Raw genomic sequence first — 21,086 nt, forward strand, 5'->3', positions numbered from 1 at the left:
ATGTTTAGTTTTGAGTTAAAAATTTAAAATGAAGGAAAGTATTGTTCAAGGCAAGAGTTTTCAATTCTCTTTAAAAATAATTTCTCTGTACAAAAAACTACAACAAGAAAAAGAGTTTATAATTTCAAAACAGCTTTTAAGAAGTGGAACTTCAATAGGAGCAAATATAGAAGAGGCTTTAGCTGGTCAAAGTAAGAGAGACTTTATTTCTAAAATGTCTATTTCTTCAAAAGAAGCTAGAGAAACTAATATTGGTTACGTTTATTAAAAGAAAGTGACTTAACAAATATTGATATTACAGATATACTTTCGGACATTCACGAGCTAATTAGGCTATTAACAGCAATTGTAAAAACATCACAACAGAGTTTAACTAAAAATTAAAAACTCAACATTTAAAATTTATACAAAGTGAGCAACTTTTCCCACATAAACGAACAAAATCAACCTAAAATGGTAAATGTTTCTGATAAAAAAATCACGAAACGTACAGCCATTGCTAAAGCTACTATGTTTTTAGGTTCAAAAATTGTAAGTCATTTTACCAATAATGAACTCATCACTAAAAAAGGACCTGTTTTTCAAACCGCTATCATTGCTGGAATTCAAGCAGTGAAAAAAACCTCTGATATTATTCCAATGTGTCATCCTTTGTTAATCAATGGAGTGGATATTGACATCAATATTGTAGACGATGAGTATGTAGTGGTTTTTTGTAAAGTAACCATTGAAGGAAAAACAGGAGTAGAAATGGAAGCGCTTACAGGAGCTTCTGCAACTTGTTTAACCATTTACGATATGTGTAAAGCAATCAGTCAAAAAATGGTGATTCAAGAAGTGAAATTGGTAGAGAAAACTGGTGGTAAATCGGATATTAAAAATGGATAAAAAACATACTAAACATACAAATCTAGTTAAGAAGTATAATGATAATTTTGCGCCTAATGAAGTAGCTATCTTAGGAACCAAATGTAGAATTATTGCTGATTTAGTTCATGAAGTCTCAAAAAAATTATCACAATACAATTTAGGATATTTCGACGCTTCACATGCTAAAGATGTCGAACAAAATACGTTAGCTGAATATACCTTTCATCATGAAGGAAATTTACAAATAAACACTTCTTCACCTGTAAACAAGTACGAACAACGTTTACAGTTTTACAATCACGATTTTGTCTTTATTAATGGAAATCATTACGAAGGGGCGAAACAAATTTTGATTTTAGATGATGAGAAAGAAGCTTCTGTAAAAAAAAGGTTAGATCAATTAACAAACATTCAGTTTATAGTTAAGTTGAATAAAAACTCAAGATATTTTGATTGTTTGTTAGAACGTTTTCCAAACATCAAAAATAGCACCTCTTATACGATTAATGAGATTGATAAAATATCTAATCATATACATAATCTCATTAAAGAAAATATTGCTCCTGTAAAAGGGTTGGTTTTAATAGGCGGGAAAAGTACTCGAATGGGTCGTGACAAATCGGAATTATTGTACTATAAAAAGCCTCAAAAAGAACATGTAAAAGAGTTACTAGAAAACAACAATTTAGAAACTTTTTACTCTGTAAGAGATTTATCTACCTCACCAGAAACGACAAATGAAATTCACGATACCTTTTTAAATCTAGGACCTTTTGGAGGTATTTGTTCTGCTTTTCAAAAAAATCCAAACTCAGCATGGTTGGTAATGGCTACAGATATTCCATTTGTAAATAATGAGCTTATTCAATTATTATTACAAAAAAGAAATCCATCTAAAATAGCAACTACAGTTAAAGGAAAAAACAAAGAATTTCCTGAACCTTTAATCACAATATACGAACCAAAAGCTTACGGAAAATTATTAGCCTATTTAGCACAAGGTTATTCGTGTCCTCGTAAAATGTTAATTAATTCTGATGTTGAAATTATTGAGGTTGATGATAATTTAATTAGAAACATCAACACTCCAGAAGATTATAAAGAAGCTATAAAAGAGGTTAACTCTTAAAAGCTACAAACAAAATTAGATTTAATAAGAAAACCTATACCAGAAACATCTTGGTATAGGTTTATATATTTATAATATTTCCTTCTTGTACTGTATTATTTAAGACTTCAAATCAAACCTATCTAGGTTCATCACCTTAACCCAAGCTGCAATAAAATCTTTTGCAAACTTTTCTTTTGCATCATTACTCGCATATACCTCAGCTAAAGCTCTTAATTCAGAATTAGATCCAAAAATTAAATCTGCTCTAGTTGCTGTCCATTTTACCTCATTTGTAACTCTATCTTTTCCTTCAAAAATTAATTGTTCTTCAGAGATAGGCTCCCAATACGTATTCATATCCAACAGATTTATAAAGAAGTCGTTTGTCAACACTCCTAGTTGGGTTGTAAAAACTCCTTTTTTTGAACTATCATAATTTGCATTTAAAGCTCGCATACCACCAACCAACACCGTCATTTCAGGAGCTGTTAGAGTTAATAATTGTGCTTTATCAACTAACAATTCTTCTGGTTTAAGTGTGTATTTCTTTTTTTGATAGTTTCTAAAACCATCAGCCATTGGTTCTAAAACAGCAAAAGATTTTACATCGGTTTGTTCTTGCGTAGCATCCATTCTACCAGGATTAAAAGGAACTTTTATTGAAAATCCTGCTCTTTCTACTGCCTTTTCTACTGCTGCGGATCCTCCTAAAACAATTAAATCAGCAATGGAAACTTTTTTCTCCTTTAACGATTCATTGAATTTATTTTGAATTTTCTCATAAACTGCCAACACCTTTTTTAATTGCGCTGGATTATTACTTTCCCAATTAACTTGTGGTTCTAAACGAATACGAGCTCCATTTGCTCCTCCTCTTCTGTCTGAACCTCTATAAGAAGACGCTGAAGCCCAAGCTGTTTCTATTAACTGATTATAAGGAATTCCCGAATTTAAAATTTCTTTTTTAAGAGAATTGATATCTGCTTCGGTTATCAGTTTATGAGTACGTATAGGAATAGGATCTTGCCAAATAAATTCTTCTTGTGGAATATCTGATCCTAAGTATGTTGTTTTAGGCCCCATATCTCTGTGGGTTAATTTAAACCATGCACGAGCAAAGGCTTTATCAAAAGATAATGGGTCTTCTAAAAACTTCTCACAAACTTTCTTATATTCAGAGTCAAACTTTAAAGCTAAATCTGAAGTTAACATCGTAGGTCTATGTCTCTTATTTTTATCAAAAGCATCTGGAAAAACCTCTCCAACGTCTTTTGCTACCCATTGATGTGCTCCTGCAGGACTCTTGGTTAGTTCCCATTCATTATCAAATAACGTATTTAAAAAAGCATGACTCCAACGAGTAGGCGTAGGCGTCCAAATAACTTCTAACCCAGAAGTAATAGCGTCTTTCCCTTTTCCTGATTTGTAGCTACTTTTCCATCCTAATCCTTGTTCTTCAATGCCAGCAGCCTCTGGTGAAGGTCCTACGTTATCAGCTGGTCCTGCTCCGTGAGTTTTTCCGAAGGTATGTCCCCCTGCTATTAAAGCAACTGTTTCTTCATCATTCATTCCCATTCTACCAAATGAAATACGTATGTTTTTTGCTGATGCTACTGGGTCTGGGTTTCCATCTGGACCTTCAGGGTTTACATAAATCAATCCCATTTGTACAGCTGCTAGAGGGTTTTCTACTTCTAAATCTAGCTCTCCATCCTCATTTAACCTTCTGCTTTCTAACCAGCCTGATTCAGAACCCCAATACACATCCTCTTGTGGTACCCAAACATCTTCTCTTCCTCCTGCAAACCCTATAGTTTTTAATCCCATAGACTCTATAGCTACATTTCCTGTTAAAATCATCAAATCAGCCCAAGAAATTTTCTTGCCGTACTTTTGTTTAATAGGCCATAACAATCTTCTAGCTTTATCTAGGTTAGCATTATCTGGCCAACTATTTTGTGGAGCAAAACGCTGAATTCCCATACGGGTTCCTCCTCTACCATCTCCTGTACGGTATGTTCCGGCGCTATGCCACGCCATACGAATAAATAAAGGTCCGTAGTGTCCGTAATCAGCAGGCCACCAATCTTGAGAATCTGTCATTAACTTAGTTAGGTCTGCCTTTAACGCTACATAATCTAGCTTATTAAATTCATCAGCATAATTAAATTCTTCACCCATCGGATTCGATAATTCCGAGTTTTGTGCAAGTACATCCAAATCTAACTTATTGGGCCACCAATCTTTGTTTGACTTAGTTTCTTTTAACTGTTCTTTTTTGTGTCCTTTGTCAAAACCAAAAGGACATCCTCCCTTTTCTTTTTCTTCTCCATGGTTTTGTTTACCACTGCAAGAAAAAAGCAAAGAAGCTGTTACTACGCTTAAGATTATTTTTTTCATTATAAATTATTAATTGATTTTCAGCAAATCTATATTTGAAATAATTATGTTTTTTAAATTTTAAATAGAAATAATTTATATTAATGTAGTTTAGATTTATTTTTGAGCAAGTGGTAATTCTCTACTTTTAAACTAGGCGCATAAAAAAAGCACACTATTTTTTTAAAAAATAGTGTGCTTTTGTACCAAAGGTGGGACTCGAACCCACACGCCCTTGCGAGCATCGGATTTTGAATCCGACGTGTCTACCAATTCCACCACTTTGGCTTTTGGTGAGTGCAAATCTATAAAATATTTCATTTAAAATATCTTTTAAACTCTTAAAATAGTTTTATTTTTGCCCCAACAACAACACTAACTAAAAATATTTTTTTGTAAATGGCTACAAATCAATTAAGCCCAAAAATCTTTGCGTGTTCACAAAGTATTGAACTAGCAGAGGAAATTGCCAGTGCCTACGGAACCAAACTAGGAAATGTAATTACCACACATTTTAGTGATGGTGAATTCCAACCAGCTTTTGAAGAATCAATCAGAGGAAGAAGAGTTTTCATCGTTGGATCAACCTTTCCTTCTACTGATAACTTAATGGAAATGTTATTAATGTGTGATGCTGCAAAACGTGCATCGGCAAGACATATTACCGCTGTAATGCCTTATTTTGGTTGGGCTCGTCAAGACAGAAAAGACAAGCCTCGTGTAGCAATTGGCGCTAAATTAGTGGCTAAATTATTAGAAACTGCAGGTGCAACTAGAATTATGACCATGGATTTACATGCTGATCAAATTCAAGGTTTCTTTGAAAAGCCAGTAGATCATTTATATGCTTCTACAATTTTTTTACCATATGTTAAAAGTTTAAAGCTTGATAATTTAACGATTGCTTCTCCTGATATGGGAGGTTCAAAAAGAGCTTATGCTTATTCCAAATACTTGGAAAGTGATGTTGTTATTTGCTACAAGCAGCGTCAAAAAGCCAATGTAATTGCTCATATGGAACTCATTGGTGAAGTAGAAGGTAAAAATGTAATTCTTGTTGATGACATGATTGATACAGGAGGAACACTTACAAAGGCAGCCGATTTAATGATGGAACGTGGTGCAAAAAGTGTACGTGCTATTTGTACACACCCAATTCTTTCAGGAAATGCCTACGAAAGAATTCAAAATTCACAGTTGACAGAGCTAATCGTTTCAGATACAATTCCTTTAAAAAAGAGTATTTCTAAAATAAAAGTTGTATCTTGCGCCGCTTTATTTGCTGATGTGATGCATAAAGTTCAAGACAATACATCTATTAGCGATAAGTTTTTAATGTAAATAAATTTAATAAACAAAGTAATGAAATCAATTACAATCAAAGGATCTCAAAGAGAAAGCGTAGGTAAAAAAGCAACAAAAGCCTTACGTAATGCTGGAAAGGTTCCTTGCGTATTATACGGAGGAGACAAGCCTGTTCACTTTTCAGCTGAAGAAAAATCGTTCAAGCCATTAGTATATACTCCAGACGTATTTACTGCTACGATTGAATTAGATGGTGTAACATATAGCGCTGTATTACAAGACATACAGTTTCACCCAGTAAATGATAGCATTTTACACGTAGACTTTTACCAATTATTTGAAGACAAGGCTGTGACTATGGATATTCCTGTACGTTTAGTAGGATCTTCTAAAGGTGTTATGGTAGGTGGTGCTTTACGTCACAACTTACGTAAATTAAAAGTAAAAGCATTACCAGCTAACTTACCAGATTTTATTGAAGCTAATATTACTGAGTTAGAAATTGGTAATAAATTATATGTTACTGAGTTAAAGAATGACAACTATACGTTATTACACCCAGATAACACAGTGGTTGCTCAAGTTCGTATGTCTCGTAACGCCGCTAAAGCAGCAGCTGAGGCTGAAGCATAGACTGCAAAACAATAATCATACAAAAGCGTTACCATGTGTAGCGCTTTTTTTATTTTTGATGTATGATTATTACACCTTTTTTTAAACAATTATTTGGTTTTTCTACAAAACAATTAACAGATAAAGAAGACGATTCTATGAAGAAATTTTTAATTGTAGGCTTAGGTAATATTGGCGAAAAATATGACAATACACGTCACAATATAGGTTTTAAAATCGCAGATGCTTTTGTTAAAGAGCATGAAGGCTCTTTTGAAACCGAAAAGTTAGGAGATATAGCTAAACTTAAAATTAAGGGTAAAACAGTACTTGTTTTAAAGCCTAATACTTATATGAATTTAAGTGGTAAAGCGGTTAAATACTGGATGCAAAAAGAAAACATTCAAGTTGAAAACTTGTTAATTATTACTGATGACCTAAATATTGATTTTGGAAAAATTCGTATCAAAGGAAAAGGAAGTTCTGGCGGACATAACGGTCTAAAAGACATCCAAGATAAGTTTAATACAGGTGCTTATCCTCGTTTTCGCTTCGGTGTAGGAGCTGAATATAGTAAAGGTCGTCAAGTAGATTACGTTTTAGGCAAATGGAATCCTGATGAGGAAAGCGCAATGATTGAGCGTATTCCTTTTTCTGTAAAAGCGGTTACTTCTTTTATTACAGCTGGTTTAGCTAATACCATGAATGAGTTTAACGGAAAATAATTACGTTTTACACCGTTAACTTATTCAAAAATTAATTATCAGAAGCATACCACTCAGCAAAACTAGTATCTGTTTCTTGTAGCTTAATGCCGTGTAATTTTATGTTTTCTGGAAGCCTTTTTTGAATTTTCTTAGCAAAATCAATCACCATCATTTCGCTTGTTGGTTGATAGTCTACTAAAATAACATGATGTCCACGGTCTTTTAACTCTTTAGCTAACTCTACATGGGGAGTATTCTTATTGAATACCGTAGCATGGTCAAATACATCTACAATCTCTTCTTTTACAATCTTCTTTAAATCTCCAAAATCAATTACCATTCCGTACTTCACATTGGATGTATCAGTAATTGGAGAGCCTATCACAGTAACCGAAAGCTTGTAACTATGCCCATGAACATTTTTACATTTTCCATCATAACCATACAACGCATGTCCAGTTTCAAAAGTAAACTGCTTGGTAATTCGAATCTTACTCATAAATATCTATCTCTAAAGTGAAATAAACTTAAAAAATTACTTCTCTTTTAACCTGCCTTAAATGACAACTAAAGATGTGTATTGACTCTTATTTTCTTTTAAACTTTTTGTTTGCTCTGTATTTATTAAAGAAATAAACTACAGCTACACCCGCCGCTAAAATGGCAAATAAATAATCTCCACCCATAATATTTTACTTTTATTCGCCGAAAGTACGAATTTGATTTTAAATGCTATTATTTTTTCACTCTCTAGAGAATAAAATCTTTAAAAATTAACACCTAACTCCAATTCAAGGTTAAATTCTTTATTTAATACGTTAGAATTGATAAAATGCTGTTTGTAATTTATACCTAAAACTATACCTAGCTCTTCCCAAGGAATTAACCTTATTCCTTGTTTAGATTCAAGCCCAATTAAGAGTTTGGATTTTTTTTCGTTATTCAGACCCCTAGTTGTTTCATATCCAAAAGGAACATTTATACCAACACCTACATAAATACCTTTGTAAAATTTAATAAACCCATCTAAACCAGCTCCTAATAAAAACTGATTAAAACTTTTATACCCCTTACTCTTTAAAAGGTTGGGTTTTAATTGATAGTTATTGAATGAAAATACAGTTGGAATTATAAAATCCTCCTCTGTATCTGAAAACTCAGAGTATTTTATTTTAAATCCTTTATAGTGTTTACTAAAAACAGTATTGTAAGAAAGTATATGAATAGTTCTTGGAGCTTTTTTATTACTTATGCTAGGGTTTTGAGCATGAACGAAGCTAACAAAAAAAATTAACCAAAATAAGCAACGCATATTTTATTGTTTTTTATAGTGAAAAATAATGTAGTTTAATTCTTTAGTGTTGTACTTTATAGTTAAAAAATCTGAGGTAATTTGTAATACAGTAGCATCTAAAATTTCATTATTATCTACTATCAGAGATATTTTAGTCTCCCCGTTTAGTCTCCAAGTTCCTTTATCATGATATCCTTCAGAGAAGGCTTCAAAAAACATGTTAGTTTTAAATAAGATATAATCATTACTCTCTTTTAAAGAAGGTTGATGCACTTCACCAAATACCTCATAGTTTTGAATGCGCCATTTTCCAATTAATTTAGATTTTAGACTTTTTTGAGAAAAAAGAGATAGAGATATTAAAAACAAGAAGACAAGTAAAACAATTCGATACATATTACAAGTGGTTATTAAATTCCAGGTAAAAGTATAAGGCAAGTAAAATGTGAGTTTGTTTATTTAAGACAATGATTATTTTATTACCTTTTGTCGTAAATAGACAAACTATAAAGTAAGAAACTATTGTAATTTTGATGGATAAAGCATCACAAATGAAAAACTCAACACAAATAGAGCGATATAATAAGTTGTTAGATTTTTTAGAAAAGCGTTTTAAAACATCAATTCACACACATGAAATAGAAGATATTTCCTTTTACTCTTATCGAAATATCAATAGAATATTTTTAGCGTTACAACATGAAACTATTGGTCAATTTCTTAAAAGAAGAAAACTAGAAAAAGCTGCACAGTATTTAAAATTTTCAGATATTGAAATTTCAGATATTGCCCTAGAAGTTGGGTATAGTGATGTGGCAGCTTTTAGTAAAGCTTTTAAAAAACATTTTCGCTGTACACCTTCTAGCTTTAAAAGCTCTTATACATTTCAACAAAAAATTACGAATCAAATTTTAGAAGAACCTAATAAAAAAAATGATTCTTTATTACAATTTGAAATTGAAATTATACCATCATTTCAAATGTTGTATTTACAATATCAAGGAACTTATGAAGATATAAAAGGGATTGAAAGAACATGGAAACAGCTTTTAAAGTATGCTGATAAGCATGATTTATTAACTGATAAAACTATTATTGTTGGTGAAATTTTGGATGATGATGAAATAACAGAATTTGTTAATTGTAGGTATAATGCAGGGATTATGCTTACAGAAGTACAAAAAATTGAAGTTAAAGGAATGTTTAAAGTTAAAGAAGTTACTTCTCAAAAATATGCCAAGTTTGTTCATAAAGGAAGTCATGAAAGCTGTTTTGAAACATACAATACAGTTTATGCACATTGGATGTATGACATCCAATTAGAGTTTGCGGACGCACCAATTTTAGAGTTTTATTTAAATGACGATAAAAATACTCCTCAAGAAGAATTAATAACAGAAATTTACATTCCTATTGTTTAACGCAAAACCAACAAATAAAAATTAATATTTTTTCTTTGAAATTTATACTTCCTCTTTGTCCTAAATAAACAAACACACCTACATTTTCCAGCCTACTTTTGTGTTATTAAACAAATAAAACACATGAAAAGTTACAAATTACACAAGTATTGGCACATAGATTCTTACCTTCTTCTGGGATTGTATAATTGGCTTTTCTCAAGGAAACAATTCTATTTTGGTTTTCTTGTCCTATTCCTAAATACATAATTAAAAAAAGTTAAGAAATGAGTTTTGCTAAATTAATATCACTTTTTGAAGAGTCTACAATCATGTTGTATATCGGTTACTTTTTTTTATTTAATACAAGTTTAATAGTATTGGAAATAATTATTGATGTGCTGTTTAGAAAAAAGAGAAAATGGAAAGATACCTTAGCCAATATATCTATTTTTTTTATGAATCAACTTATAGAAAAAACAATTATAGGATCGATTGGTGTAATTTGTTTAATGCCTTTTCATTGGATAACACCAATAACGATTCCTAGTAATGTATATACATGGATCCTGGCTTTTATTATAGCAGATGTAACGTATTATTGGATGCATCGTTTAGAGCATGAACATCGAATATTATGGGCTAGCCATAGTGTTCACCATTCTTCAGAAGATTATAACTTAACTATTTCTATGCGATTAAGTATTGTAGAAGGATTGTTTGAGTGGGCTTTTTTAATACCGATGGTACTGATAGGTTTTTCACCATTTCAGGCTATTATAGGGTTAATATTAGTCGCACAATTTCAAACATGGATTCATACGGAGCGAATTGGTAAGTTAGGGTGGTTAGATGAAATATTCAACACACCATCCAATCATAGAGTACATCATGGATCTAACCGAAAATATTTAGATAAAAATTACGGAGGTGTTTTTATTATATGGGATAAACTTTTTGGAACATTTCAAAGAGAACAAGAAAAAGTAGTTTATGGGCTTACAAAGAATATAAAAACTAACAACCCTATTAAAATTAATTTTATAGAATATATTAATATTTACAAAGAAGTAAAAAGATGTAAAACACTAAAACATAAGCTAAAAATAATTTTTGGAAACCTAATTTGGAAGCCTGATTATTTTAAAAGTAAATAAGTTTATTTTACTATGATATTTGTAACGGTATTAGTTATTTTAAAATTTATACCTAATATCGTACTTTTTTACTTCTTAAATTTTTCTAAGGCTTTTTTGGTAAACTCAGATAAAACAAGCTTTCCAGAAGTCTCTGCACGTTCTATTAACAGTTCTTCCCAGTGCTCGGTTCCAATCCACAACGCTTTTTTCATTTCAACCAATGCTTCTGGGTTATACGAAGCTAATTTTTCTGATAAGATTTCAACCTCTTTATCTAATTCCCTTTGTGTTTCAAAAACACGCGCATACAACCCTTTTTCTTTAGCCCAATACGCATTTTTCCAGCTTGTTGCATCTAAGGTTAACTCTGCTAATCCACTTACGCTTATTTTGCGTTCTACGGCAGGAGCAATTACAAACGGACCAATACCTATCGTAAACTCAGAAAGTTTAATAGAAGCGTGCTCTGTAGCTAATACATAATCACAAGCAGCTGCTAATCCAACTCCACCGCCCACAGTTTTTCCTTGTACTCTACCAACAATTAACTTTGAACAACGACGCATCGCATTAATTACATTGGCAAACCCTGAGAAAAAAGCTTTCCCATCTTCTAAATTATCAATTGCTACCAATTCATCAAAAGAAGCTCCAGCACAAAAAGCTCGTTCTCCTTCTGATTTTAGTACAATTACTGAAACTTCATTATTAATTGAAAGCTTATCAAATTCATTTGCTAAACGTTCTAATAACACACTTGGAAAGGAGTTACTTGCTGGATGCCCAAATTCAACCGTAGCAATCTTATTTTCAATATGTGTATATAAACTTCCGTTTTCTCTAGTTGTAGTCATTTGTTTATTGTTGTTTGCTCAAAATTACGTTTTTTGAGCAAGTGGTAAAAACTTTCTTCTAAACTTTATAATTAATGGAGTTCCTCTAGCAATCATCCACAGGAAAAAAGCAATCCAAATAGCATACAGTTTATAATCTAGTGAATCAAAAAATAATAAGGTTGGGACAAATACGAATCCTGTTGCTAATAATAAAACGTTTCGTAAGTACTTCATTTCTCCCATACCTTTAAACATTCCGTCATAAATAAAAGCGATAGAACATACAGGCTGCATGAGTAAAATAATCCAAAAAGTATTGTAAAATTGTTTTAAAACCTCAGGTTCTTTCGTGAATATTTTTCCTATAAATTGATATAAAACAAAACCTACAACTGTGAGTAAGAGTCCGAAAAGGAATCCGTATGTAATTAATCGATTTCCTAACATGACTAAGGTTTTATATGCTTTTGCTCCTAATAATTTTCCTGATAATATATTTCCTGCAGAAGAGTAGCCGTCAATCATAAAAGCGCCCATAAGCCATAAATTGAAACCAATCGTATAAGCTGCGATATAAGCGTCGCCATAATCAGTAGCATAGGAAGTACCAAAATATAAAGCAACATTTAACGCTATAGTTCGCACAAATAAATTTAAAACCATGTTTATAAACTTTGGTATTTCAGCATTAAGAGGCAGGTTGAACCTTAATGGAATATCTGTCTTCTTTAACAATAATACCGCCGAAATTATTGCCATAGTAGCTTGTGCTACAACACTTGCATAGGCTGCACCTTGAATATGCATTGCAGGAATCAAGCCTTCTATTCCATATACCAATACAACATCCAACCCTATATTAATAAACGTACCTATGAGTGCTATTACCATCGGATAATACGTGTTTTGCAACCCTCTAAACGTACCAAAAACAGCAATCGTAAAAAGCGTAAACGGGAATCCGAAAACACGAATTTTGTAATACGAAACAGAATAGTCTAAAATGGTTCCTGAAGCATTATACAACTCAAAAATTTCTTTTGCAAAAGGGTAACTGATTCCTAAAATAAGCGCACTTACTCCTAACACAATAACAATAGCTTGTGCTGGTAGGTTTTTTATTTCGTCAAGTTTATCAGCTCCTAAATATTGAGAAACGATAGAAGAAATTCCGCTACGTGTTTGCCCAAATACCCAAATTAACATGGATAAAAAAGCCCCTACAATACCAATCGCAGCAATACTTTCGGTAGCATTGTGCTCAATGTTACCTACGATGGCTAAATCTGTGGTAGAAAGTAACGGTTCAGCAACACCTGCAATTAATGCAGGCATTGCTAATTTATTTATGTGTTTAAAACTAATGTTGTGTTGCATAATAGTTAACAAAAATAACTATTATTGAAGTTGGAAAATGAAATTGCAGTGTATTGTTCTATTAATGTTATTTAAGAGCAAATCTCACATTTACCTGTTAAAAAAACAGTAGCACTCTCTATGATATGATTTTCAACCTGAGGAATTGAAATATCAACTGATAAACATGTTACTTTTTTGCAGTCAGTACATTGAAAATGAGGATGTATATCATTATGATGATGCGAAGAACAACTAGTACATTTAGCATACCATTTTACACCTTCTTTCCCCATAAAAGAATGTATAACGCCATCGTTTTCCAGACGATCCAAAACTCTATAAACCGTAGTTTTATTCATTTCGTCATTTAATTTGCTTACTAAATCAACAGCAGCAATTGCTGAGACTCCAGACTCAAATAAGCTTAATAATTTTTTTACTGCTTTTGTTTTCCTAATAACTCCCATAAAACTAATTAATGCAACATTGTTGCAATTAAAAAAATAATGTACTTTTGCTTTTCAAAATACTAAATTAAGAAAATCAATGGTACTCAAACAAAAATCAGATACATTAGGAGCTTTGTCGAGCGGTCTATGTTTGGTACATTGCGTATTTACACCTTTTCTGTTTGTTATACAATCTCATGCTGCTTGTTGTAGTCATGAAGCAGTTCCTTTTTGGTGGAAAAGTATAGACGTTTTATTTCTAGTCATTTCATTTTTTGCTATTCAAAAATCTGTTCAAACTACTTCAAAAAAATGGATGCAGTATGCTCTTTGGATTACGTTTTTGATTTTGTTTATAATCATTTTAAACGAATATACACAAGCCATGAAATTACCTGAAAAAAGTATTTATGTACCATCATTAGGTTTAGTGCTTCTACATATATATAATAGAAAGTATTGTCAATGTGCAAACAACACTTGTTGCGCTAATAATTAAATAGTTTAAGTAATGAACAAGCATGATTACATAGGTGATAATCACATTTTAACAAATATTAAAACACCTTTAACACCAAACGCTTTTGATAAATCAGACGAAGAAAAGATTGTAAATATTCAAGGTCATTTTGCAAAAATAATGGAGGAGCTCGGTTTGGATTTAACAGATGATAGTTTGTCTGGGACACCTTATCGTTTTGCTAAAATGTATGTTAAAGAGTTGTTTTATGGATTGAACCCAGCTAATAAACCCAAAGCTTCTACTTTTGATAATAAATACGGTTATAGTAAAATGTTAGTGGAACAAAACATTACTATCGATTCTTCATGTGAACACCATTTTCTTCCTATTAGTGGCTATGCACATATTGGTTATATTCCAAAAAATAGGGTTATCGGGCTTTCGAAAATTAATCGTTTAGTAGATTATTATTCACACAGACCACAGGTACAAGAGCGATTATGTTTACAAATCTTAACAGATTTACAAGAAACTTTGGAAACAGAAGATGTAATTGTACTGGTGAATGCAAAGCACCTATGTGTTTCTTCTCGCGGAATTAAAGACAAGAATAGTTACACAACAACTATTGAGTACGGAGGAAGTTTTAATGATTTAGCTGTTCGTAATGAGTTTTTTAAAATTTGTGAGTTTGAAAATAGAGAATAATTAACCTATTACTTCTTCGTTAACATTCGTTTTATTTCATTCAGCTTCATTAAAGCTTCAATAGGTGTTAGTGTATCGATGTTTGTAGTTAAAATTTCTTCTCGAATATCTTCTAACAACGGATCATCTAACTGAAAAAAGCTCATTTGCATATCTTCATGCTGTGCTTCTTTCAAGGTTTCTTTTACCTCCTTGTGTGAATGTGAGTTTTCTAACTCTTTTAGAATTTTGTTTGCTCTATGAATTACCATACTTGGCATTCCTGCTAATTTCGCCACGTGAATTCCAAAACTATGATTACTTCCTCCAGCTACTAACTTACGTAAGAAAATAATACTATTATCTAGCTCTTTTACCGATACATTAAAGTTCTTGATACGTTCAAACGTGGAAGTCATTTCGTTTAACTCGTGATAATGCGTTGCAAATAGTGTTTTTGCTTTCGATGGGTGTTCGTGTAAGTATTCCGAAATTGCCCAAGCAATAGAAATTCCGTCATAGGTAGATGTTCCACGTCCAATTTCATCTAACAACACCAAACTACGATCAGAAATGTTATTTAAGATCGATGCAGTTTCATTCATTTCAACCATGAATGTCGACTCTCCCATCGAAATATTATCGCTAGCACCTACTCTAGTAAAAATCTTATCCACCATACCAATACGAGCATTTTGAGCAGGAACATAACTTCCCATTTGCGCTAATAACACAATTAAAGCAGTTTGACGTAAAATTGCTGATTTACCCGACATGTTAGGACCTGTGATCATGATAATTTGTTGCTGATTACGGTTCAGCACCACATCGTTCGCTATGTATTCTTCGCCTATTGGTAATTGTTTTTCAATAACCGGGTGGCGACCATTTTTGATTTCAATATCGGTACTATCGTCCATCAAAGGGCGCACATAATTATTCTCGGTAGCTAAGGTTGCGAAAGATTGCAACACATCAATCTTAGCTACATTTTGAGCATTTTGTTGTACTGGTTGTACAAAGCCTATAATGTACTGTACTAACTTGGCAAAAATCTCCGTTTCTAATTGCTGAATTTTCTCTTCTGCTCCTAAAATTTTTGCTTCGTATTCTTTTAATTCTTCAGTAATGTAACGCTCTGCATTCACTAAAGTTTGCTTACGAATCCACTCTTCAGGAACTTTATCTTTGTGCGTATTTCTAACTTCAATATAGTATCCAAAAACATTATTAAACGCAATTTTTAAACTCGGAATCCCTGTACGTTCCGTTTCACGAGCTAGCATCGTATCTAAATACTCTTTTCCAGAGTTTGAAATGTTACGCAATTCATCTAACTCTTCTGAAACTCCGTTTGCAATCGCATTTCCTTTATTGATGTTTACAGGGGCTTCTTCTAAAACAGTCTCGGTAATTTTATCAATTAATTCATCACAAGTATTAATTTTTTCTCCTAATAACCTAACGGCAGCGTTTTCGCTGCTTTCTGCGGATTCTTTTATCGGAAGAATCGCTTTTAACGAATTTTTTAACAAGATGACTTCTCTTGGAGATACTTTTCCTGTCGCAACTTTCGATATCAATCGTTCGATATCAGAAATTTGTTTTAATTGGTAGGTTACAGTTTCAGAAAAAGTATCGTTATCAATTAAAAACTTCACTAATTCGTGTCGCTGCTGAATTTGGTCTAAATCTTTTAACGGAAGCGCTAACCAACGTTTTAACAATCTCCCTCCCATTGGAGAAATCGTTTTATCGATTACATCTAATAACGAAACCGAATTCACAGAATTACCTCCGTATAACTCTAAGTTTTTTACGGTAAAGCGATCCATCCACACATAATTATCTTCCGCAATTCTGCTAATAGATTGTATGTGTTCTATTTTGTTGTGTTGCGTTTCAGATAAATAGTACATGGCTGCACCACCTGCCACAATTCCATATTCTAACTCTTCAACTCCAAATCCTTTTAACGTTTTTACCTTAAAATGATTTCGAAGTAATTCATCACCATATTCTTTTTGAAACACCCAATCATCCAAATAAAAAGCATGAAAACGATTGGTAAAAGCTTCTAAAAATCGTTGCTTGTATTTTTTTTCTACCAAAACTTCACTTGGCGCAAAGTTTTGTAAAAGCTTATCGATGTACTCTTCATTTCCTTGTGCAATGAGGAATTCTCCAGTTGACACATCTAAAAACGAAACCCCTAATAGCTTTTTCCCAAAATGAACTGCTGCTAAAAAGTTATTCGACTTCGATTGTAATACCTCATCGTTCAACGCAACTCCAGGAGTTACCAATTCCGTCACTCCCCGTTTCACAATCTTCTTAGTCATTTTTGGATCTTCTAACTGATCACAAATAGCAACACGCAATCCAGATTTTACTAATTTAGGCAAATACGTATTTAAAGAATGGTGCGGAAACCCTGCCAATGCTGTTTCACTTTCGCTGCCACTTCCTCTTTTGGTTAAAATAATACCTAAAACTTCTGACGCTTTTACAGCATCTTCTCCAAAGGTTTCATAAAAATCGCCTACTCTAAATAATAACATCGCATCCGGATATTTTGCCTTGATTCCGTTATACTGCTGCATTAATGGAGTTACCTTTTTTGCCTTTGTTTTTGCCAAGTTTCTAGATTTTTTGGGTTAGTTTTGCGAAGATAGAAAAGTTTAGAGTTTCTTTTGTTTCAAGTTATCCACAACTTTAAACTTTTGAACCTGAAAACCACTTTATGAGAAAATTAAAAAACAGCGAACTAGGCAGGAAAACAGTTGAAGAGTTTAAGCAAACTAACAAAACTCCCATCATTGTAGTATTGGATAATATTCGTAGTTTGAATAACGTAGGTTCTGTTTTTAGAACTTCGGATGCTTTTTTGATTGAAAAAATTTACTTGTGTGGTATCACTGCTACGCCCCCTAACAAAGAAATTCATAAAACTGCTTTAGGTGCCACTGAATCTGTAGATTGGGAATATGTTGAAAATACTATAGACTTGGTTGAAAAATTACAAGCAGAAAACGTAAAGGTCTTATCTATAGAACAAGCAGAAAATAGTACAATGTTAGATACTTTTACTCCTGAAATTGACCAAAAATACGCAGTAGTGTTTGGAAATGAAGTAAAAGGTGTACAACAAAAGGTTGTTTCTGCTTCTGATGTTTGTATTGAAATTCCGCAATTAGGAACCAAACACTCGTTAAATATTTCGGTAAGTTGTGGTGTGGTGTTATGGGATTTGTTTACTAAAATGAAAAAGTAACATCATTATTAACAACAATAATAACTAAGTAATTTACTTAATTAGAGTTCATAATTCAAAGATTACTTCACTTTAGCCTGTCTTGAGCGAGAACCGAAAGATTCGCAATGACAATATCATTCTTTTAAAGTAGAGTGTTAAAATTTTGAATTTATCTTAAAAACCTACTATATTAGGCACTTGATTACCCCATCCCCAAGAGTTATTTTGTAATTAAAAACCCTATTTAATATGGAAAACAAGTACTTAAAAGAAACAACAATGAGTTTAAGCCCTGGTGGAGATACTGAAATTACTGAAGGAGGTAGTGATACTGGTGGAGCAACAGGAAGTGACGGAGGTGATTAGAGCCAAAAAATTACATTTGGCACACAACATAAGTTTAAAAACCATTACTTTTGGAAAAGTAATGGTTTTATTTTATAACTACTCTATGAAAAACTTCCTTTACATTATTCTATTTTGTTCTTCCTTTGTATTTTCTCAGGAAAATAAGGATTATTTTTCTAAAAGAGATACATTAATAGAATCAGGAAGGCAGGCATTTTTTGATAAAAACCTTGCATTATTAAATACAGTCACCTTACAGGTTGATTCTTTATACAAAAGAACTAATGACTCTATTCTACTTGCCAAATACTTTCACTTTAAAGCCCTACAAAATAAACTTACTTATACTAACGATAGTGCTTTTTACTATTATCATCTTTCAAAAGATATCTCTAAAAAAATCAATGATTCTTTAGCTGTCGGAAGGCGTTTATTAAGTTTAGCTATTTTACAAAAAGAAGCTAAAGATTTTTTAGGTAGTGAAATAAGTTTAATTGAAGCTTTACAATACTTAGAACCTATCAATTCTGTTATTTATTTGGAAAGTGTTTATAATAATTTAGGAATTGTTTCGGAAGAATTGAAACAACAAAACGAAGCTTTATCATACTACAACAAAGCATTAACTTATAATAAAATAAACAAAAAAAACACTGGTTATTTATACATTATTAATAATTTAGGTTTTTTTTATCAAAGTAAAGGACAGTATAAAAAAGCTATTTCTCTTTTTAAAAAAGGATTATCAAAAGATAGTATTAAAGAAAAGTATCCAATACAATATGCTTTGTTATTAGAAAATTTAGCTGCTAGTAATTTTTTATTGGGTAAAAAAGAAAATGTGCTAAAACAATATAATGAAGTTCTCAGCATAAGGAAAGAAGAAAATGATTTTGCAGAATTAAGCACAACACATATAAACTTGGCAGATTATTACAAAAATCTTAATCAACTAAAAAAAGCTCAACACCATTCTAGCGAAGCTTTAAAATATGCCGAACAAACTCACAACAATAAAAAATGGTTAGAAGCTTTAAAAAACCTTTCAGATTTAACTAGCGGAGAACAATCAAAACAATATTTAGAAGAGTATATTACCTTAAATGATAGTCTATTCCAAAATGAACGCAGGTTAAAAAATCAGTTTGCTAAAATTAGATACGAAACCGATAAGAAAGAAAAAGAAAATGTAGTTTTAAAAACGGAGAATCAACAAAAACAAGCAGAAATTCTTTATCATAAACAACAAAAAACGATAGGGTGGCTAGCTGCTGCAGTTGGCCTTTTACTATTTAGTTTTAGTGTTATGTTTTATTTTCAACGTAGAAGAAAGTTATTATATCAAGCTCAACTACAACAGGTACAAGTAAGAGAACATGAACGCCAACAAATAGCTAAATCTTTACATGATGAGGTTGCTGGTGATTTACGCTTACTACATCGTAAATTAGAGAAATCTAACTTATTAGAGGAAGCTCAAAAGTTAGATGCAGTAAAAGAAAATGTTCGTAATTTATCACATCAATTAAGCAGTGTTAGTTTTGATAAAGTACCTTTTAAAGATCAAATTATCAATTTAGTAAGTGATTATTTTGAACCTGATTTTAAAATAAAAGTGAATGGATTGCAAAACTACGATTGGACGACAATTAATAATTCTATTAAACGTTTACTTTACTTAAGTATTCGCGAAAGTATACAAAACTGTAAAAAACACGCAAAAGCGAGTAAAATAACTATCAATTTTTCTGTACGTAAAAAATACGTACATTTGGGGATTATTGATAATGGTATTGGCTTTAATACCACCGTTAATAAAAAAGGAATTGGTTTACAAAACCTACAAGAACGCATTGAAGAGTTAAATGGTAAATTAACTATTAGTAGTGAAGTAGGTAAAGGAACCCAAACCAGTATTCAAATACCCTTAAATGGCTGGACAAACAAAAATACTTTTAGTTGATGATCATCAATTGATTTTGGAAGGAATTCTTTCATATCTAAAAGATATAGATAACTTAGAAATTGAAACAGCTAATTCATGCGATGAAGCTTTTTCTAAAATAAAATCAAGTTTAAGCGAAAATCCATTTCATATCGTTTTTACCGACCTGAGCTTTGACAACCAAAACAAAAATGTTATTTTAGATGGAGGAGAAGCTTTTATAAAATCTATACTTAAAGAAGCAATTCCTATTAAAGTAGGTGTAATTACAGGACACTCTGAAACAAACAGAATTTTTAATGTTATACATAATTTAAACCCTTCTGCCTATATTTTAAAGGGAAAGTGTAGTACAGATGAACTAACCTTTGCTATTCAAAAAATGTTAAAAGGTGAAATATACTATACGCACGAAATTCACCAAAAACTCTTAAAAAGGGCTTTAGTTGAAATACAAATGGATGATATTGCCATCCAAATTTTAAAAGAGCTACCTAAACATGCTAAAATTTCTAACTTAGAAGGCTTAATTAAAAAGGACGATGGATCATTAATAAAAGTCAGATCCATAGAAAGCAAACTATCTAAACTAAGAACAGACTTACAAGCCAATAATAATACAGACCTGATATTAAAAGCAAAAGAATTAGGAATTATAGATTAAGCTTAACCTCTTTTTGCGGAAATACACATTTATTTTTGCGGTTATCCCATTTTACAAATTACAACTAAACAGTAATTTCGCAATGGAATTCAAACCATTGTTGGGAAGAATCTTGAAAAGAGAGAGAATGTAAAAAAAGCCTTTAAATATTTAAAGGCTTTTTTATGCTATCTATCTCGTCCTAAAATATGCTATTGTAAAATTGACTTATTTTTTCTCTTGCGGAAAACCACACATTTTTTTGCGGAAATACCCTTTTTTA

The 21,086-nt window shown here is 31.8% G+C and carries 21 protein-coding genes and 1 tRNA gene; 13 read left to right on the forward strand and 9 right to left on the reverse strand.

The window, feature by feature from the left end; translation table 11 throughout:
- Positions 1–28: 28 nt before the first annotated feature.
- From AC3VJB_RS12010 to AC3VJB_RS12020, 3 genes are all read left to right on the forward strand, one after another.
- On the forward strand, positions 29–268 hold the full coding sequence (locus AC3VJB_RS12010; RefSeq protein ID WP_317039771.1) for a four helix bundle protein: 240 nt from the start codon (positions 29–31) through the stop codon (positions 266–268).
- A gap of 143 nt (positions 269–411) precedes the next feature.
- Positions 412–888 carry a cyclic pyranopterin monophosphate synthase MoaC gene (gene moaC / locus AC3VJB_RS12015; RefSeq protein WP_437823524.1) on the forward strand — a complete coding sequence of 159 codons (477 nt, stop codon included), beginning with the start codon at positions 412–414 and terminating at the stop codon, positions 886–888.
- The gene (locus AC3VJB_RS12020) at positions 881–1,999 is read left to right on the forward strand and encodes an NTP transferase domain-containing protein (protein ID WP_497667189.1); all 1,119 of its coding nucleotides are present in this window, start codon (positions 881–883) and stop codon (positions 1,997–1,999) included. Before moaC ends, AC3VJB_RS12020 begins: the two co-directional genes overlap by 8 nt.
- A gap of 99 nt (positions 2,000–2,098) precedes the next feature.
- Here AC3VJB_RS12020 and katG read toward each other — a convergent pair whose 3' ends face one another.
- Positions 2,099–4,381 carry a catalase/peroxidase HPI gene (gene katG / locus AC3VJB_RS12025; RefSeq protein ID WP_497667190.1) on the reverse strand — a complete coding sequence of 761 codons (2,283 nt, stop codon included), beginning with the start codon at positions 4,379–4,381 and terminating at the stop codon, positions 2,099–2,101.
- Positions 4,382–4,564: 183 nt separating this feature from the next.
- Positions 4,565–4,648 (reverse strand) — tRNA-Leu (locus AC3VJB_RS12030).
- 111 nt (positions 4,649–4,759) lie between these two features.
- Here AC3VJB_RS12030 and AC3VJB_RS12035 point away from each other — a divergent pair.
- The 3 genes from AC3VJB_RS12035 to pth all read left to right on the forward strand — a co-directional run bounded on the left by AC3VJB_RS12035 (position 4,760) and on the right by pth (position 7,002).
- The gene (locus AC3VJB_RS12035) at positions 4,760–5,701 is read left to right on the forward strand and encodes a ribose-phosphate pyrophosphokinase (RefSeq protein ID WP_047787999.1); all 942 of its coding nucleotides are present in this window, start codon (positions 4,760–4,762) and stop codon (positions 5,699–5,701) included.
- A gap of 21 nt (positions 5,702–5,722) precedes the next feature.
- Positions 5,723–6,298, forward strand: a complete 576-nt coding sequence (locus tag AC3VJB_RS12040) for a 50S ribosomal protein L25/general stress protein Ctc (RefSeq protein WP_047788000.1) — start codon at positions 5,723–5,725, stop codon at positions 6,296–6,298.
- 68 nt (positions 6,299–6,366) lie between these two features.
- Positions 6,367–7,002: an aminoacyl-tRNA hydrolase gene (gene pth / locus AC3VJB_RS12045; RefSeq protein ID WP_436411295.1), complete on the forward strand. Its 636-nt coding sequence runs from the start codon at positions 6,367–6,369 to the stop codon at positions 7,000–7,002.
- Positions 7,003–7,033: 31 nt separating this feature from the next.
- Here the strand turns inward: pth and AC3VJB_RS12050 are convergent, their stop codons facing one another.
- The 3 genes from AC3VJB_RS12050 to AC3VJB_RS12060 all read right to left on the reverse strand — a co-directional run bounded on the left by AC3VJB_RS12050 (position 7,034) and on the right by AC3VJB_RS12060 (position 8,674).
- Positions 7,034–7,483 (reverse strand): 6-pyruvoyl trahydropterin synthase family protein, encoded by a 450-nt coding sequence (locus AC3VJB_RS12050; protein ID WP_047788002.1) that lies wholly within the window; start codon positions 7,481–7,483, stop codon positions 7,034–7,036.
- Between the two features lie 267 nt (positions 7,484–7,750).
- Positions 7,751–8,296, reverse strand: a complete 546-nt coding sequence (locus AC3VJB_RS12055; protein ID WP_073182319.1) for a hypothetical protein — start codon at positions 8,294–8,296, stop codon at positions 7,751–7,753.
- Positions 8,297–8,299: 3 nt separating this feature from the next.
- A complete protein-coding gene (locus tag AC3VJB_RS12060) occupies positions 8,300–8,674 on the reverse strand; it encodes a lipocalin family protein (protein ID WP_167712632.1) in 375 nt (124 codons plus the stop codon).
- A 137-nt stretch (positions 8,675–8,811) separates the two neighbouring features.
- On the opposite strand from AC3VJB_RS12060, the gene AC3VJB_RS12065 reads away from it, so the two are divergent.
- On the forward strand, positions 8,812–9,699 hold the full coding sequence (locus tag AC3VJB_RS12065; RefSeq protein WP_497667191.1) for an AraC family transcriptional regulator: 888 nt from the start codon (positions 8,812–8,814) through the stop codon (positions 9,697–9,699).
- Between the two features lie 266 nt (positions 9,700–9,965).
- Positions 9,966–10,835, forward strand: coding sequence for a sterol desaturase family protein (locus AC3VJB_RS12070; protein WP_394420433.1), 870 nt, complete (start codon positions 9,966–9,968; stop codon positions 10,833–10,835).
- Positions 10,836–10,903: 68 nt separating this feature from the next.
- On the opposite strand, the gene AC3VJB_RS12075 is transcribed toward AC3VJB_RS12070, so the two are convergent.
- From AC3VJB_RS12075 to AC3VJB_RS12085, 3 genes are all read right to left on the reverse strand, one after another.
- A complete protein-coding gene (locus AC3VJB_RS12075; RefSeq protein WP_437823528.1) occupies positions 10,904–11,671 on the reverse strand; it encodes an enoyl-CoA hydratase/isomerase family protein in 768 nt (255 codons plus the stop codon).
- A 24-nt stretch (positions 11,672–11,695) separates the two neighbouring features.
- On the reverse strand, positions 11,696–13,030 hold the full coding sequence (locus AC3VJB_RS12080) for an MATE family efflux transporter (protein WP_253679305.1): 1,335 nt from the start codon (positions 13,028–13,030) through the stop codon (positions 11,696–11,698).
- A gap of 71 nt (positions 13,031–13,101) precedes the next feature.
- On the reverse strand, positions 13,102–13,479 hold the full coding sequence (locus AC3VJB_RS12085; protein ID WP_159488636.1) for a Fur family transcriptional regulator: 378 nt from the start codon (positions 13,477–13,479) through the stop codon (positions 13,102–13,104).
- 79 nt (positions 13,480–13,558) lie between these two features.
- On the opposite strand from AC3VJB_RS12085, the gene AC3VJB_RS12090 reads away from it, so the two are divergent.
- Together AC3VJB_RS12090 and folE are read left to right on the forward strand one after the other, a co-directional pair.
- Complete coding sequence (locus tag AC3VJB_RS12090; RefSeq protein WP_253679303.1) at positions 13,559–13,960, forward strand: MerC domain-containing protein; 402 nt, start codon at positions 13,559–13,561, stop codon at positions 13,958–13,960.
- Positions 13,961–13,972: 12 nt separating this feature from the next.
- Positions 13,973–14,632, forward strand: a complete 660-nt coding sequence (gene folE / locus AC3VJB_RS12095; RefSeq protein WP_253679301.1) for a GTP cyclohydrolase I FolE — start codon at positions 13,973–13,975, stop codon at positions 14,630–14,632.
- A gap of 8 nt (positions 14,633–14,640) precedes the next feature.
- Here folE and mutS read toward each other — a convergent pair whose 3' ends face one another.
- Positions 14,641–17,250, reverse strand: coding sequence for a DNA mismatch repair protein MutS (gene mutS, locus AC3VJB_RS12100; protein WP_281979466.1), 2,610 nt, complete (start codon positions 17,248–17,250; stop codon positions 14,641–14,643).
- A gap of 104 nt (positions 17,251–17,354) precedes the next feature.
- Here mutS and AC3VJB_RS12105 point away from each other — a divergent pair, with 104 nt between their 5' ends.
- The 3 genes from AC3VJB_RS12105 (at position 17,355) to AC3VJB_RS12115 (ending at position 20,824) form a co-directional block, all read left to right on the forward strand.
- Positions 17,355–17,885, forward strand: coding sequence for an RNA methyltransferase (locus tag AC3VJB_RS12105; protein WP_159488644.1), 531 nt, complete (start codon positions 17,355–17,357; stop codon positions 17,883–17,885).
- 364 nt (positions 17,886–18,249) lie between these two features.
- Positions 18,250–20,178, forward strand: coding sequence for a tetratricopeptide repeat-containing sensor histidine kinase (locus tag AC3VJB_RS12110; RefSeq protein ID WP_497651522.1), 1,929 nt, complete (start codon positions 18,250–18,252; stop codon positions 20,176–20,178).
- On the forward strand, positions 20,147–20,824 hold the full coding sequence (locus AC3VJB_RS12115; RefSeq protein WP_437823534.1) for a response regulator: 678 nt from the start codon (positions 20,147–20,149) through the stop codon (positions 20,822–20,824). Before AC3VJB_RS12110 ends, AC3VJB_RS12115 begins: the two co-directional genes overlap by 32 nt.
- Positions 20,825–21,086: the final 262 nt, after the last annotated feature.

The sequence above is a fragment of the Tenacibaculum sp. TB-53 genome, assembly GCF_059716285.2.

Coding starts and splice junctions, on each gene's coding strand:
- AC3VJB_RS12020 (WP_497667189.1), top strand. CDS start 881: ATGGATAAAAAACATACTAAACATACAAATCTAGTTAAGAAGTATAAT.
- AC3VJB_RS12085 (WP_159488636.1), bottom strand. CDS start 13,479: ATGGGAGTTATTAGGAAAACAAAAGCAGTAAAAAAATTATTAAGCTTA.
- AC3VJB_RS12115 (WP_437823534.1), top strand. CDS start 20,147: ATGGCTGGACAAACAAAAATACTTTTAGTTGATGATCATCAATTGATT.
- AC3VJB_RS12060 (WP_167712632.1), bottom strand. CDS start 8,674: ATGTATCGAATTGTTTTACTTGTCTTCTTGTTTTTAATATCTCTATCT.
- katG (WP_497667190.1), bottom strand. CDS start 4,381: ATGAAAAAAATAATCTTAAGCGTAGTAACAGCTTCTTTGCTTTTTTCT.
- AC3VJB_RS12050 (WP_047788002.1), bottom strand. CDS start 7,483: ATGAGTAAGATTCGAATTACCAAGCAGTTTACTTTTGAAACTGGACAT.
- AC3VJB_RS12035 (WP_047787999.1), top strand. CDS start 4,760: ATGGCTACAAATCAATTAAGCCCAAAAATCTTTGCGTGTTCACAAAGT.
- AC3VJB_RS12090 (WP_253679303.1), top strand. CDS start 13,559: ATGGTACTCAAACAAAAATCAGATACATTAGGAGCTTTGTCGAGCGGT.
- folE (WP_253679301.1), top strand. CDS start 13,973: ATGAACAAGCATGATTACATAGGTGATAATCACATTTTAACAAATATT.
- AC3VJB_RS12065 (WP_497667191.1), top strand. CDS start 8,812: ATGGATAAAGCATCACAAATGAAAAACTCAACACAAATAGAGCGATAT.
- AC3VJB_RS12055 (WP_073182319.1), bottom strand. CDS start 8,296: ATGCGTTGCTTATTTTGGTTAATTTTTTTTGTTAGCTTCGTTCATGCT.
- AC3VJB_RS12070 (WP_394420433.1), top strand. CDS start 9,966: ATGAGTTTTGCTAAATTAATATCACTTTTTGAAGAGTCTACAATCATG.
- AC3VJB_RS12040 (WP_047788000.1), top strand. CDS start 5,723: ATGAAATCAATTACAATCAAAGGATCTCAAAGAGAAAGCGTAGGTAAA.
- AC3VJB_RS12105 (WP_159488644.1), top strand. CDS start 17,355: ATGAGAAAATTAAAAAACAGCGAACTAGGCAGGAAAACAGTTGAAGAG.
- AC3VJB_RS12010 (WP_317039771.1), top strand. CDS start 29: ATGAAGGAAAGTATTGTTCAAGGCAAGAGTTTTCAATTCTCTTTAAAA.
- AC3VJB_RS12075 (WP_437823528.1), bottom strand. CDS start 11,671: ATGACTACAACTAGAGAAAACGGAAGTTTATATACACATATTGAAAAT.
- AC3VJB_RS12080 (WP_253679305.1), bottom strand. CDS start 13,030: ATGCAACACAACATTAGTTTTAAACACATAAATAAATTAGCAATGCCT.